Genomic DNA, 14979 nt, shown 5'->3' on the forward strand with positions numbered 1-14979 from the left:
GAGTGTCCGGGCGGGCGCCACGCGGACGCCATCGGCAACGTGTACGGACTCGCCGCTCCGGCCGTACAGTCTGTCCCTGCCGATCTTCACCGTCATCCCCCAGCGAGGCGCCGTTGTACCCGACCGTCGCCGAGGTGCTCGCCCTGCCGGTGCTGCGCCAGGGCCGCCCGCACGTCGTCGCGGGCGCGGCCGGGCTGGACGCGCCCGTGCGCTGGGCGCACGTCGCCGAGGTCGCCGACATCGCGCACCTGCTGCGCGGCGGCGAGCTGGTGCTGACGACCGGCGTCGCGCTGCCCGACGACGGCCCGTCGCTGGCCCGCTACGTCGCCGACCTGGCCGGGGTCGGCGCCGCGGGTGTCGTGATCGAGCTGGTCCGGCACTGGAGCGACAAGCTGCCCGCGGCCCTGGTCGAGGCCGCCGACCGGCACGGGTTCCCGCTGGTCACGCTCTCGCGTGAGACGCGGTTCGTGAGCGTCACCGAGGCGGTCAACGGCCAGATCGTCGACGCCCAGGTCGCCGAGCTGCGCGCCGCCGAACGCGTGCACGAGACGTTCACCGCGCTGACGGTCGCGGGCGCCGAACCCGGCGTCGTGCTGGGCGAGGTCGCGCGGCTCACCGAGCAGCCGGTGGTGCTGGAGACGCTCTCGCACGAGGTGCTGGCCTACGACGCGGCCGGCACCGACCCGGCCGAGCTGCTCACCGGCTGGCCCGCGCGGTCGCGGGTGGTCCAGGTCGGCGAGCGCACCGGCTACCACCCGGGCGCGGGCTGGCTGGTCACCGTGGTCGGCGCGCGCGGCCACGACTGGGCGCGGCTGATCGTCGTGTGCGCCGACCAGCCGCCGCACCGCCACCGCGTGGTCGCCGAGCGCGCCGCGTCCGCGCTCGCCGTGCACCGCCTGGTCGCCAAGGACTCCGACGGCCTCGAGCGCCAGGCCCACCGCGCGGTGCTCGCCGAGCTGCTGACCTCGCCCGCGCCGTCGGCGGAACTGCTGGCCCGGGCGTCCGCGCTGGCCGTGCCGCTGACCGGGCGGCAGCTGGTCGGGCTCGCGGTGCGGCCGCGGTTCACCGGCATCGGGCGGCCCGCGTTGTCGACCCCACCGGTGCTGCGCGAGTTGGCCGAGGCGACGGCGCTGGCGGCGCGCCGCGCGAAGGTGTCGGCGCTGGTGGCGACCGACGACATCGGGGTGCGCGCGCTGATCGCGCTGTCCCCGGAGGCGAACGCCGACGCGGTCCTGCAGCGGCTCGCCACGGACGTCCACGAGGCCCGTTCGAGCGCGCCGGGGGTGCTCGCGGTCGGCACCACGGTGCTCTCGCCCGCCGGGGCGAGCCGGACGCTGCTGGAAGCCGGGCAGGTCGCGGCCGCCGCGCTGGGCGCGGGTGAGGAGCGGGTGCTGCACCGGCTCTCGGACGTCCGCCTGCGCGGCCTGCTGCACCTGCTCGCCGGGGACGAGCGGGTGACGGCGTTCGCGACCCGCGAACTGGGGCCGCTGCTGCAGCGCGACGCCGCGTCCGGCAGCCGGCTCGTGCCGGCGCTGCGGCACTACTGCGAGCAGGGCGGCAACAAGTCGGCGGCGGCCGCGGCCGCGCACACCTCGCGGACGGCGTACTACCAGCAGCTCGCCCGGATCGAGCAGGTCCTCGGCGTCCGGCTGGAGGAGCCGGAGTCGATGCTCTCGCTCTACGTCGCGCTGCTGGCGCTGGACCTCACCCGGCCGAGCGAAGAAGACTCACCCGGACGTGCAGCACAGTGATCGGCTCCGGCCTGCCGATGAGACCGATATGGCCCTCCTCCCGTTCGCTGCCTGCCTGCTGAGCCTGAGCTGCCTCGCGCCCGCGCAGCCGCCGGCGTCGACCCTGCAGCTGACCAGCCACGACACCGCCGGCCGGCTCGGCTCGGTCGTGCTGACCTGTAACCCGACCGGCGGCACGCACCCGAAGCGCGAGAAGGCGTGCGACGTCCTCGAAGGCGTGAACGGCGACTTCGCCCGGATCACCGGCCGGCACCAGGCTTGCACGCTGATCTACGCCCCGGTGGACGTCACGGCCGTCGGCACCTGGCGCGGCAAGCCGGCGTCGTACCGCACGACCTACGCCAACCGCTGCGAAGCCGACCGCGACTCGGACGGCGTCTTCGGCTTCTGAGGGGTTTCGCGCGCGGGAGCCGCCGGGCCGCCCCCACGACGGCCCGGTGGCTCCCGCTCGACGTAGAGACCACGCGCGAGCGGCCCGTTCGGTTCAGCCGAAGCGGCCGAGGGGAACGTCCCGGGCGGTGGCGCGGCTGAGGTTCCAGGCGGGCCAGCCGTCCGGGGTGTCGTCGCCGAGCATCTGGCGCAGCCCGCACGAACGCTCCGGCTCGGGCAGCCGCGCCGCGACGACCGGGATGGCGTCGGCGGAAAACCCGTACAGGTACCCGCGGTCCAGGGGCTTCCCGGCGTCGGCGCGGTCGAGGTTGGCGTCGGCGATGAGACGTTCCGGATCGAGGATCGCGAGGATCAGCAGCGCGGCGGCGGCCGTCCCGATCGCGGCGCGCGGCAGCCACGTCGAGCGCAGCTTGACCAGCGACGCCCCCACCAGCACGAAGACCGCGCCGAACCAGAATTCGCAGACCTCGACCAGCAGGCGGAGCACGGTGAAGCCGTAGGCCTGCTGGTAAGTCCACATGCGACTCAGCGCGGACCCGACGAGCACCAGGCTGAGCACGCTGAGCGCCCCCAGCAGGACACGCTGGCGGAGGCGATCGGCCGACGCGGCGTCCGGAGCCCAGCGCAGCGCGGCGGCGACGATGGCCAGGGTCAGCACGGTGACCGCGCAGAGCTGCCAGAAGCCGCCGCGGGCGTACTCGGCCGCGGTCAGGCCGTTGGTGCGCAGGACGTAGGCGGTGCCGCCGAACAGCACGACCAGCCGGACCCCGACCCAGACGCTGAAGATCAGCACGAGAACCACGAGCGGGACCGTCCACTCCAGACCGTATTTGCTCTGCTGTGGACGGTCGGCCGTCGCCCGGGCCGGTGGCGCGGCGAGGAAGTAGCACGCCCCGGCCACGAGCAGCGCGGCGACGGCGAAGACGAGACACCACCGCACGACGGTCCCGAAACTCAGCTCGGGGATCATCGCCTCGACAAGCGCGGCGAAGTCGGGATCGGCACTGGCCAGCAGCGGCACGAAGACGGCGACGAGCGCGGCGGCGGCCAGGACGGCGAGCGCGATCCGCCGCGCGACGCCGTCCCGCCGCGCGGTGAACTTCCCGATCCCCCGGCCGGCCCACGGAATCGCCCGCAGGGCTTCGAACGGGACGGCGAACATGTCGTAGAGCACGGTGTGGACGGTCCGGTTGCCCACGACCGCGAGCGACCCGGTGAAGACGGCGGCCAGCACGCAGAGGACGAACAGCCACCCGGACGCCCGGATCGCCCCCATGCTCAGCAGCCCGAGGGAGAGCGCGGCCCACCCGGCGTTCCCCCAGGTGAGAGCGCCCTTGTGCCCTTCCCGCGCCCGCCGGTCGGCGACCGCGACGGCGCCGACGACGGCGACCCCGGTGAGCAGCCACCCGATGCCGGGCCGGTCGACGGGCAGCAGGAGCGCACCGGCCACCCCGGCGATCCCGGCGGCGGGCAGCACGGCTGACGGAAGCGGAACGACGGCGGACTTGGGCGGCGGCAGCGGCCGCAGCAACACAGGTGGCGCGGCCACGGCCACCCCACCACCCGCGAGCCCCGGCGCGGCGACTCCGGATTCCCGGGTCGGGCCGGTCCCCCGACCACCCGCACCACCACCGCTTTCCCCGGTAGTGACGTCCCCTTCGAACCGCGCCGCGCCACGGGCCCGCCCGACCGCACGGCGCCCCGCCACCCCGGACCCCGCGCCACCCTCGCCGGCCCCGACCCGCGCCGCACCGGACCCCCGCCCGACCACACCACGCCCCACCATCCCGGGCTCCCGCACCGTTGCCCCCACATCCGCGGTGTCCTCTCCGGACCACGCCGCACCGGTCCCCCGCCCGGCCACGCCACCTCCCGCCGCGGCCGGATCCGCGTTCCCCGGCACCCGGGACGCGGCGGTCCGCTTACCCCGCGGCACCCCGCCGCTCCCACCGACACTGGACTTCGGCATTTCGCCTGCCTTCTCGAGTTTCCGCGTTCACTTTTGCAAATGTTCATCGCCGGAGCACTCCTCGGGGGTATGAGTGGCGACAAGAGTTCCACCCCGCATCACCCCTCACGGCACCGGCAACTCAGCCCGTCGGGAGAGTCACCCGGATCCGGCCACCGGTCCCCGCCGACGGCTCCACCACGCCGATCGACCCGCCGTGCAGCTCCACGGCCCACCGCGCGATGGCCAGCCCCAGCCCCGTCCCGCCGCCGGTCGGCCGCTCGCCGCGCGTGAAGCGCTCGAAGACCCGCGTCCGGTCCGCCGGCGCGATGCCCGGGCCCTCGTCGCACACCTCGATGCGCACCTCACCCACCCGCAGCTCCGCGAGAATCCGCACCACGCCGCCCGCGGGCCCGTGCCGGGCCGCGTTCTCCAGGAGGTTCGCCACCACCTGGAACAGCCGTCCGCGATCCGCCGTCACCACCGCGTCCGGCGGGGACACCGACACCTCGAAGCGCACCCCGCGCACCAACGCGGCCTCGGAGACCGCCTCGGACAACAACGAAGACAGGGGGAACGACGTCTTGTGCAGCGGGATCGCCCCCGCGTCCAGGCGCGAGAGGTCCAGCAGCTCGTCGACCAGCGTCGCCAGCCGTTCGGTCTGCTGCAACGCCGTCTTCAACGTCGCCGGGTCCGGGTCCTCGACGCCGTCCACGAGGTTCTCCAGCACTCCGCTCAACGCCGTGATCGGCGTCCGCAGCTCGTGGGACACGTTCGCGATCAGCTCGCGCCGCTGCCGGTCGGCGTCGCCGAGGTCCCCCGTCATCAGGTTGAACGCCTGCGCGAGCTCGCCCACCTCGTCGCGCGTGGTGGCGCGGACGCGACGCGTGTAGTCGCCCTTCGCCATCGCCCGCACCGCGCCGGTCATCTCGCGTAGCGGCCGGGTCATCCCGTGCGCCAGCACCTGCGACAGCACCAAGGCGAGCACCATCGCCGTGATCGTCGTCTTCGGCGGCAGCCAGCCGATCTGCCAGTTGAAGAAGGCGAACGCGACGCCGCCGGACCCGAGCATCAGGATCGCCAGCTTCAGCTTGATCGACCGGACGCGGTCCAGCGGCCGCGGCAGCAGCTCCGCCACCTTCACGACGACCCGCTTCACGATCCCGCCTCCAGCGCGTAGCCGACGCCGTGCACGGTGCGGATCAGGTCCGCCCCGAGCTTCCGGCGCAACGCCTTGATGTGGCTGTCCACCGCCCGCGTCGCCGCGGACGTGCCGTGGACGTCCCAGTCCCACACCTCCGAGAGCAGCCGTTCCCGCGGCTGCACCACCCGCGGCCGGCGCGCGAAGTGCACCAGCAGGTCGAACTCGATCGGCGTCAGCTGCGCCGCCACCCCGGCCCGGGCGACGCGCCGCTGGTCGACGTCGATCTCGAGGTCGCCGAGCACGATCCGCGCGCCGTGCCCGGACGAAGACCGCTCGACCCGCCGCAGCAGCGCGTGCACGCGGGCCGTCAGGACCCGCATCGAGAACGGCTTCGTCAAGTAGTCGTCGGCGCCGACGCCGAGCCCGACCAGCATGTCCGTCTCGTCGGCGCGCGCGGTCAGCATCAGCACGGGCACCGGCCGCCGCCCCTGGATCCGGCGGCAGACCTCCAGGCCGTCGAACCCGGGGAGCATCACGTCCAGCACCACCAGGTCCGGTTCCCAGGACGCCTCGGCCTCGACGGCGGCCGGCCCGTCGTGGGCGACGTCCACGGTGAACCCTTCGGCCCGCAGCCGGGCCGCGATCGACGCGGCGATGGTGACGTCGTCCTCGACGACGAGCACGCGCCGCCCTACCGGTTCCATGAGGGCGACTTTAAGCACCGGAGGTGGAGACGGTCCGCGCGAACTGTGGAGATCCTGTGGAGACCGTGAACCGGCAGGTCACGGACGCCGCGTGTTGCGAAGAGGTTGCGTGGGGACTACGGCGTGATGTGTGACGTACGTCATGCATTGCGACGGCGTGAACGCAATCGACAGTCTGCGTTCCGACGCGGCGAAGAGTGAACAGTCTGCCAATGCCACCGCGCGCACCCCGGCGAGCAGGATTCCGCAATGGCGCCGACACCCGCAGACCAGCGCGTGCACGAGGACGGCCGGGTCGAGCTCGAACCCGGTGACGTCCGGTCTCTCGAAGGCAGCCGGTTCTTCAACGACGAACTGGCCCCCGTCCCCGTCGAGAAACGGACCTGGACCACCTACAACTACTTCGCGCTCTGGATGGGGATGGCGCACAACATCCCCAGCTACGCCCTGGCCGCGTCGCTGATCGCGCTCGGCATGAACTGGGTCCAGGCGCTGATCACCATCACCATCGGCAACCTGGTCGTGCTGGCGCCGATGCTGCTCAACAGCCACGCCGGCACGAAGTACGGCATCCCGTTCCCCGTGTTCGCCCGCGCCTTCTACGGCATGCGCGGCGCCAACCTGGCCGCGCTGCTGCGGGCGTTCATCGCCTGCGGCTGGTTCGGCATCCAGACCTGGGTCGGCGGCGAGGCTATCTACGTCATCCTCGGGCGCCTGCTCGGCTCGTGGTGGCGGGACGCACCGGAGATCGCCGGGCAGCACTGGACGCTCTGGCTGTCCTTCGTGGTCTTCTGGATCGGCCAGATGCTGATCATCTGGCGCGGCATGGAGGCGGTCCGCCGGTTCGAGAACTGGACGGCGCCCCTGGTGTCGGTCGGCTTCCTGATCATGCTCGGCTACGTGCTGGTCAAGGCGGGCGGGCTCGGCCCGATCCTGGCCGACGGCGGCAAGCTCGGCTGGGGCCCGGACTTCTGGAAGGTGTTCGCGCCGTCGCTGATGGCGATGATCGCGTTCTGGTCGACGCTCTCGCTGAACATGCCGGACTTCACGCGTTTCGGCGGCAGCCAGCGCAAGCAGGTCCGCGGCCAGATCCTCGGCCTGCCGACGACGATGACGTTCATCGCGATCGTGGCCATCCTGACCACGTCGGGCGGGCACGTGCTCTACGGCGAGGACATCTGGGACCCGGCGCAGCTGGCCGACAAGTTCACCAGCCCGGTCGTGGTCGTCGTCGCGCTGGTCGCGCTGGTGCTCGCGACGATCTCGGCGAACCTCGCGGCCAACGTCGTCAGCCCGTCCTACGACTTCTCCAACGCCTTCCCGAAGAAGATCACCTTCGCGGTCGGCGGCGGGATCACCGGCGTCATCGGCGTCCTGATCCAGCCGTGGCGCCTCTACTCCGACCCGAACATCTACATCTTCGCGTGGCTCGGCTTCTACGGCGGCCTGCTCGGCGCGGTCGCCGGCGTGCTCGTCGCCGGGTACTGGGTGATCGCCCGCACGAAGCTCAAGCTGAAGGACCTCTACACACCCGATGGGGTGTATTGGTTCAGTGGCGGCTGGAACTGGCGCGCGCTGGTCGCGACGCTGGTCGGAGCCGTTCTTTCGGTCGGCGGTGCCTATGGCGGGCCGTTCCCCGACGGCGGGCTGATCCCGTTCCTCAAGCCGCTTTACGACTACAACTGGGTGGTCGGCTTCGTCGCGGCGTTCGCCGTCTTCGCCGCCCTCTCTCTGTCCGCTAACAAGGAGGAAGCCAGTGAGCGTGGTCCGAGCCGCATTGATCCAGCAGCGGTGGACGGGTGACAAGGAGTCCATGATCAAGGCGGCGGTCGACCACATCGCCTCCGCCGCCTCGCAGGGCGCCCAGGTCGTCTGCCTGCAGGAACTGTTCTACGGCCCCTACTTCTGCCAGGTGCAGGACACCGAGTTCTACTCCTACACCGAGGGTATCCCGGACGGGCCGACGACCAAACTCATGCAGGAGGTCGCCGAGCGCCACGGCGTGGTGCTGATCGTGCCGATGTACGAGGTCGAGCAGCCCGGCGTCTACTACAACACCGCCGCGGTGATCGACGCCGACGGCACGTACCTCGGCAAGCACCGCAAGAACCACATCCCGCAGGTCAAGGGGTTCTGGGAGAAGTTCTACTTCCGGCCCGGGAACCTGGGCTACCCGGTGTTCGACACCGCCGTGGGCCGCATCGGCGTCTACATCTGCTACGAGCGGCACTTCCCGGAGGGCTGGCGCGCGCTGGGCCTGGCAGGCGCGAAGATCGTGTTCAACCCGTCGGCGACCAGCCGGGGCCTGTCGCAGTACCTGTGGAAGCTGGAGCAGCCGGCGGCCGCGGTGGCGAACGAGTACTTCGTCGGCGCGATCAACCGCGTCGGCGTGGAACCATTGGGAGAGAACGACTTCTACGGCCAGACGTACTTCGCCGACCCGCGCGGCCAGCTGATCGGCGACGCGGCGTCCGACACCGACGACGAGGTCGTCATCCGCGACCTCGACATGACGCTGCTCGACGAGGTCCGGGACCTCTGGGCGTTCTACCGCGACCGCCGGCCGGACACCTACGGCCCCCTCACGGAGGCCTGATGACCACGCTCATCAAGGGTGGCCAGGTCGTCTCGCCGTCGGGCGCTCTGCTGGCGGACGTGCTGGTGGACGGCGAGACCATCGCCGCCGTCGGCGCGCCCGGCACACTGAGCGGCGACGAGACGATCGACGCGACCGGCAAGTACGTGCTGCCCGGCGGGATCGACGCGCACACGCACATGGAGATGCCGTTCGGCGGCACGCATTCGGTCGACACGTTCTCGACCGGCACCACGGCCGCGGCCTGGGGCGGCACGACGACGATCATCGACTTCGCCGTGCAGGCCAAGGGCACGTCGCTGCTGTCCACGATGGACAAGTGGCACTCCAAAGCGGACGGCAACTGCGCGATCGACTACGGCTTCCACATGATCGTCTCCGACGTCAACGACCAGTCGCTGAAGGAGATGGAGGCCTGCGTCGACGCCGGGGTCGGCAGCTTCAAGATGTTCATGGCCTACCCGGGCGTGTTCTACTCGACCGACGGCGAAATCCTGCTGGCCATGCAGAAGGCGCGCGAGATCGGCGCCACGATCATGATGCACGCGGAGAACGGCATCGCGATCGACCAGCTGGCCGCGCAGGCGGTGGCCGCCGGCAACACCGACCCGGTGCAGCACGGCCTGACCCGGCCGCCGGAGCTGGAGGGCGAGGCGACGTCACGGGCGATCCAGCTCGCGAAGGTCACCGGCTCGCCGCTCTACATCGTGCACCTCTCGGCGTCGCAAGCGCTTGCGGCGGTCGCCGAGGCGCGCAACGACGGCCAGAACGTCTTCGCCGAAACATGCCCGCAGTACCTCTACCTGTCCATTGAGGACCTGGCCAAGCCGGACTTCGAGGGCGCGAAGTACGTCGCGTCGCCGCCGCTGCGGGAGAAGTCGCACCAGGCCGACCTGTGGCGCGGGCTGCGGACGAACGACCTGTCCGTGGTGTCGACCGACCACTGCCCGTTCTGCTTCAAGGACCAGAAGGAGCTGGGCCGCGGCGACTTCCGGGCGATCCCGAACGGGATCCCGGGGGTCGAGCACCGGATGGACCTGCTGCACCAGGGCGTCGTCGCGGGTGAGCTGACGCTCGGGCGCTGGGTCGAGACGTGCTCGGCGACGCCGGCGCGGATGTTCGGGCTGTACCCGCGCAAGGGTGTGATCGCCGCGGGTTCGGACGCCGACATCGTCGTCTACGACCCCACTGCGACCCAGACGCTGTCGGCCGAGACGCACCACATGAACGTGGACTACTCGGCGTACGAAGGGTTCGAGCTGACCGGTCGCGTGCACACGGTGCTGTCCCGGGGGCGTGTCGTGGTGTCGCCTGACGGGTTCACCGGGTCGACGTCGCACGGCAAGTTCCTGTCCCGTTCGCTGAACCAGTACCTGAACTGAGGAGCGGCCGATGGACTTCGGGATCGTGCTGCAGACGGACCCGCCCGCGCGGGACGTCGTGCGGCTGATGAAGGACGCCGAGGACGCCGGGTTCCGCTACGGCTGGACGTTCGACTCCTGCGTGCTGTGGCAGGAGCCGTTCGTCATCTACTCGGCGATCCTGGCCGCGACGTCGTCGCTGGTGGTCGGGCCGATGGTGACCAGCCCGGGCACCCGCGACTGGTCGGTGATGGCGTCGACGTTCGCCACGCTCAACGACATGTACGGCAACCGGACGGTCTGCGGCATCGGCCGCGGCGACTCCGCGCACCGGGTCGTCGGGAAGCCACCGTCCACTTTGGCCACCGTGCGCGACTGCATGCACGTGGTCAAGGAGCTCGCCGAAGGGCGGGCGGTCGAGATGAACGAGACGACCGTGCAGATCCCGTGGATCCGCAACGGCCGGCTGGAAATGTGGATGGCCGGGTACGGGCCGAAGGCGCTGAAGACGGTCGGCGAGCACGCCGACGGCTTCATCCTGCAGTGCGCGGACCCGGCGATCGCGCGCTGGACGATCGGCGCGGTGCGGGACGCGGCGCGGGCGGCCGGGCGCGATCCGGGCGGCATCACGATCTGCGTCGCGGCCCCGGCGTACGTCGGCGACGACCTGGCGCACCAGCGCGAGCAGCTGCGCTGGTTCGGCGGGATGGTCGGCAACCACGTCGCGGACCTGGTCGCGCGCTACGGATCTTCCGGGGCGGTGCCGAAGGAGCTGACCGACTACATCCGCGAGCGGGAGGGGTACGACTACAGCCACCACGGCAAAGCGGGCAACCCGTCGACGGAGTTCGTCCCGGACGAGATCGTCGACCGGTTCTGCCTGCTGGGCCCGCCTTCGGCGCACGTCTCCCGCCTGCAAGAGCTGGCGGAGCTGGGCGTGGACCAGTTCTCGCTGTACCTGATGCACGACGACCGCGAGGCGACCCTCTCCTCGTACGGCTCGCAGATCATCCCGAAGCTCACCGCCTGAAAGCCGTGAAGGCCTCCTTACCGGCTCTTACGGCCGGGAAGGAGGCCTTCACGGCTTTCGGTGTGCGTAGGGCTCGCCCTACCTCGGTTCCGGGGGCGCGCACCAGCGCGCCCCCGGTCCCGGCGGCGGGACGATCGGGCCCATGAGATCTCCGAAACTCCGTGCTGCGCTGGCTCTGGGGGCCGCCACGCTCGCGGTGGGCGCACTCGCGCCCGCGGCGGTGGCGAGCCCCGCCGGAATCGTCTGGGAGCCCTGCCCCACCGGCTCGCCGGCCGGATACGACTGCGGCCGCCTCGACGTCCCACTGTCCTATCAGGACCCGTCCGCCGGGACGGTGTCGGTGGCGATCGGCCGTCTGCCCGCCACCGACCAGGCCCACAAGCTGGGCACGATCTTCTACAACCCGGGCGGCCCGGGCTCGTCCGGCCGCTTCGCGCCGGCCTTGACACCTTTCCTGCACACCCGCTACGACATCGTCGGGATCGACCCACGCGGGGTCGGGGCGAGCTCGAAGATCCACTGCTTCACCGATCCGTCGCAGCTGGAAGTGCTGCAGCGGGCGCTCGGGACGTTCCCGCTGACCCCGGAAGCCGAGCAGCAGCAGATCGCGGACACCCGGACCGTGACCGACCTGTGCGAGCAGAACGCCGGGCCGCTGGTGAACCACCTGTCCACCGGCACGATCGCCCGCGACCTGGACCGCCTGCGCGCCGCGTTCGGCGAGCCGAAGCTGCGCTACTACGGGAAGTCGTACGGCACGTACATCGGCGAGACGTACGCGAACCTGTTCCCCGGTCGCGTCGGCACACTGGCCTTGGACGCCGTCGACGACCCGTCGCGCTGGGCGACCGGCACGGGCCCGATGAGCTACCGGCTGGCGGGCTACGTCGACGGCCCGCGGGCGCTCCAGTCCTTTTTGGACGCCTGTGCCGCGCGCTGCACCTTCGACTACCCGGCCATCCTCGACCGCTTGGCGACCGGCCCGATCACGGTAACGGACACCAACGGTCGCCAGATCGCCGTCACGTACCAGAGCGCGATCGCCCAGATCCACAACTACCTGACGGACGCCCAGGCAGCCCCGCAGCTGGCGGCGTTCCTCACCGCGCTGGCAGACCCATCGTCGCTCGCCCCGGCGTCCGCCGGCGGCCCCCCGGACGTCGATTCGATGCTGGGCGGCGGCGCAACCCTGTGCTCGGACGCGGCGAACCCGCGTGACCCGGCGGTCTGGGCGGACTACGCCCGCGCAGCCGACCGAATCGGCCGCGGCTTCGGCCCGTACGACGTCTACAAGACGCTCCCGTGCGCGAGCTGGGACGTCACGGATACGGGCCGCTACACGGGCCCGTGGAACCGCCCGACAGCCCCGATCCTCCTGCTGGCCAACAAGCAGGGCGACCTGGAGACCCCGTACGACGGCGCGCAGCGCACGGAGAAGCTGCTGGCCAACGCCCGCTTGCTAACCCTCGACACGTACGGCCACGGTTCCCGCGGCAAGAGCGCGTGTGTCGACAAGTCGCTGGACACGTATTTCCTGACGGGCACAGTCCCGGCGCGAGGCGTGGTCTGCGCCCCGGACAAGGGCCCGTTCGGCTGACCCGAGGGTCGCGGCCGTCCGGTCTGTAACGGACCGGGCGGCCGCGGCGACTCTGGCGATTGATCAGTTCCCGCAGAGATCGGCACCGGCATGGACATCGCGGAGCGCGCGCAAGCACTCGCCCTGAAGATCCGCAAGCACAAGGACGGCATCGAGACCGAAGAGGCGACCAAGAACGCCTTCGTGATGCCGTTCATCAGCACCGTGCTCGGTTACGACGTGTTCAACCCGGCCGAGGTGATCCCCGAGTTCACCGCCGACGTGGGCACCAAGCGGGGCGAGAAGATCGACTACGCCATCGTGCACAACGGGCAGGTGCAGGTCCTCGTCGAGGCGAAGAAGATCAACGACCCGCTCAAGATCGAGCACGCGTCGCAGCTCTTCCGCTACTTCGCCGTCACGAACGCGCGGATCGCCGTGCTGACCAACGGGCAGGTCTACCAGTTCTACACCGACCTCGACGCGCCGAACCGGATGGACGCCAAGCCGTTCCTGGTGATGGACTTCGCGGACATCGACGAGACCTTGCTGCCCGAACTGGCGAAGCTCACGAAGGAGGACTTCGACCTCGACTCGGTCATCAGCGCCGCCGGCGAGCTGAAGTACATCGGGCAGCTCAAGCGCATCCTCGCGGCTCAGTTCAAGGAGCCGGAGGACGAGTGGGTGAAGTTCCTGACGACGCGGGTCTACGAAGGGGCGTTCACCCAGCGCGTACGCGAGCAGTTCGGCCCGCTGGTGAGCAAGGCGACCCGCCAGTTCCTGAACGAGCAGGTCAACGACCGGCTGAAGAACGCCCTCGGCGGGCCTGACGCCTACGTCAGTGTCTCGACCGGAGCCGGGACCGGCACCGCGTCGCAGGCCGAGCCGCCGGTCGCCGAGAGCCCCGAGCGCGAAGACGAACTCGTCACCACCGAGGAAGAGCTGGAGGGCTACCGGGTGGTCCGCGCCATCGTCTGCGGCGAGGTACCGGCCGCGAGGATCGCCGCCCGCGATACCAAAACCTACTTCGGCGTGCTGCTCGACGACAACAACCGCAAGCCCATCGCCCGGCTGTGGTTCAACCGCTCGAAGAAGTACCTCGGCGTCTTCGACGAGAACAAGGCCGAGACCCGCATCCCCATCACGAGCGTGGAGGAGATCTACACCCACGCCGACCACCTGCGGCGCACGGTGGCGCGATACATGGCCGCACCCCCGATCGCCGCCGACGTCGTCGAAGAACCTCAGTCCACGAGTGCTTGATAGACCAGCTGCCGCAGCTGGGGGCGCAGCCGGTAGGTGCTCGACGGCAGCAGCTGTGTGTAGAAGCCCACCGTGATGTCCTCCGCCGGGTCCACCCAGAACGCCGTGCTCGCCGCGCCGCCCCAGGCGAACTCTCCGGCCGACGACAGTGTCCGCGCCTTCACCGGGTCCTCCAGTACTGAGAATCCCAGGCCGAAACCGTGCCCGTCGAAGGGCATCTCCGCGAACAACGGGCGCCCGTACGCCTCCAGGTCCACGTGGCCCGGCAAGTGGTTGCTCGCCATCAGCGACACCGTGCGCGGCGACAGCAGCCGGACGTCGTCGAGAACTCCCCGCGCAGCAACATCTCCGAGAAACGCCGGTAGTCCGAAGCCGACGACACCAACCCGCCGCCGCCCGAGAGGCATGACGGGCGGGTCGTGCCCAGCGCCCCGAACGCGTCGTTGCGGGCGATGCCGCCGGAGGGGTCCGGCAGGTACATCGCCGCCAGGCGGTCGGTGTCGGTGGTGAAGAAGCCCGTGTCCGTCATGCCCAGCGGGCCGAAGATGCGGGAGGCGAAGAACTCGTCCAGCGACTGCCCCGACACCACCTCGACGACGCGGCCGAGGACGTCCGTCGCGATCGAGTAGTTCCACTCCGCGCCCGGCTGGAACAGCAGCGGCAGCTTCGCCCACTGCTCGGAACACGCGGCCAGGTCCAGGCCCGGCGGGGTGCCCCACTCGAAGCCCGCCGACCGGTAGATCGCGTCCACCGGGTGGCCGTGGTGGAAGCCGTACGTCAGGCCCGCCGTGTGCGTCAGCAGGTGCCACACCCGGATCGGGCCGGTCGCGGGTTCGGTCAGCGGCTTGAGCGCCGACCCCTTGACGTACACCCGCGGCGACGCGAACTCCGGCAGCCACTGCGAGATCGGGTCGTCCAGCTCCAGCAGGCCCTCTTCGGCGAGGATCATCGCGGCGACCGACGTGATCGGCTTGGTCATCGAGAAGATCCGCCACAGCGTGTCCGGCTCGACCGGCAGCCCGGCCTCGACGTCGCGATGGCCGCCGCTGCCGACGTGCACGATCTTGCCGTGCCTGCTCACCACCGCGAGCCAGCCGGGCAACCGTCCATTGTCGACATACCGGGCGAAGTGGTCGTCGATCCGCTTCAGCCGCGCCGCGTCGAACCCGGCCTCGGCCGGGTCGACGTCTACCTTCAGCTCACCCATGCAGCGAGG

The 14979-nt window shown here is 71.0% G+C and carries 11 protein-coding genes and 1 pseudogene; 8 read left to right on the forward strand and 4 right to left on the reverse strand.

What is annotated here, in order from left to right; translation table 11 throughout:
- The first annotated feature begins 113 nt into the window (after positions 1-113).
- Together OHS18_RS17870 and OHS18_RS17875 are read left to right on the forward strand one after the other, a co-directional pair.
- Positions 114-1751, forward strand: a complete 1638-nt coding sequence (locus OHS18_RS17870) for a PucR family transcriptional regulator (RefSeq protein WP_328617808.1) — start codon at positions 114-116, stop codon at positions 1749-1751.
- A gap of 28 nt (positions 1752-1779) precedes the next feature.
- Positions 1780-2142 (forward strand): SSI family serine proteinase inhibitor, encoded by a 363-nt coding sequence (locus tag OHS18_RS17875; RefSeq protein WP_328617809.1) that lies wholly within the window; start codon positions 1780-1782, stop codon positions 2140-2142.
- A gap of 93 nt (positions 2143-2235) precedes the next feature.
- Here the strand turns inward: OHS18_RS17875 and OHS18_RS17880 are convergent, their stop codons facing one another.
- The 3 genes from OHS18_RS17880 to OHS18_RS17890 form a co-directional block, all read right to left on the reverse strand.
- The gene (locus OHS18_RS17880; protein WP_442875389.1) at positions 2236-3696 is read right to left on the reverse strand and encodes a DUF4153 domain-containing protein; all 1461 of its coding nucleotides are present in this window, start codon (positions 3694-3696) and stop codon (positions 2236-2238) included.
- Positions 3697-4231: 535 nt separating this feature from the next.
- Entirely contained in the window at positions 4232-5248 is a 1017-nt protein-coding gene (locus OHS18_RS17885) for a HAMP domain-containing sensor histidine kinase (protein ID WP_328617811.1), read from the reverse strand.
- Positions 5245-5916, reverse strand: coding sequence for a response regulator transcription factor (locus tag OHS18_RS17890; protein WP_328618538.1), 672 nt, complete (start codon positions 5914-5916; stop codon positions 5245-5247). The genes OHS18_RS17885 and OHS18_RS17890 overlap by 4 nt, the downstream gene beginning before the upstream one ends.
- A 270-nt stretch (positions 5917-6186) precedes the next feature.
- On the opposite strand from OHS18_RS17890, the gene OHS18_RS17895 reads away from it, so the two are divergent.
- From OHS18_RS17895 to OHS18_RS17920, 6 genes are all read left to right on the forward strand, one after another.
- On the forward strand, positions 6187-7740 hold the full coding sequence (locus OHS18_RS17895; protein ID WP_328617812.1) for an NCS1 family nucleobase:cation symporter-1: 1554 nt from the start codon (positions 6187-6189) through the stop codon (positions 7738-7740).
- 10 nt (positions 7741-7750) lie between these two features.
- Positions 7751-8533: a nitrilase-related carbon-nitrogen hydrolase gene (locus tag OHS18_RS17900; RefSeq protein WP_328458846.1), complete on the forward strand. Its 783-nt coding sequence runs from the start codon at positions 7751-7753 to the stop codon at positions 8531-8533.
- Positions 8533-9915: a dihydropyrimidinase gene (hydA, locus tag OHS18_RS17905; RefSeq protein WP_328617813.1), complete on the forward strand. Its 1383-nt coding sequence runs from the start codon at positions 8533-8535 to the stop codon at positions 9913-9915. Before OHS18_RS17900 ends, hydA begins: the two co-directional genes overlap by 1 nt.
- A gap of 10 nt (positions 9916-9925) precedes the next feature.
- Positions 9926-10924: a TIGR03842 family LLM class F420-dependent oxidoreductase gene (locus tag OHS18_RS17910; RefSeq protein ID WP_328451143.1), complete on the forward strand. Its 999-nt coding sequence runs from the start codon at positions 9926-9928 to the stop codon at positions 10922-10924.
- A gap of 142 nt (positions 10925-11066) precedes the next feature.
- Complete coding sequence (locus tag OHS18_RS17915) at positions 11067-12521, forward strand: alpha/beta hydrolase (protein ID WP_328617814.1); 1455 nt, start codon at positions 11067-11069, stop codon at positions 12519-12521.
- Between the two features lie 90 nt (positions 12522-12611).
- A complete protein-coding gene (locus OHS18_RS17920) occupies positions 12612-13763 on the forward strand; it encodes a type I restriction endonuclease (protein ID WP_328617815.1) in 1152 nt (383 codons plus the stop codon).
- On the opposite strand, the pseudogene OHS18_RS17925 reads toward OHS18_RS17920, so the two are convergent.
- A pseudogene (locus OHS18_RS17925) lies at positions 13745-14970 on the reverse strand (serine hydrolase domain-containing protein). The gene OHS18_RS17920 and the pseudogene OHS18_RS17925 overlap by 19 nt on opposite strands.
- Positions 14971-14979 lie beyond the last annotated feature (9 nt).

Origin of the sequence: Amycolatopsis sp. NBC_00355 (assembly GCF_036104975.1) — a bacterium.
GTDB lineage: Bacteria > Actinomycetota > Actinomycetes > Mycobacteriales > Pseudonocardiaceae > Amycolatopsis.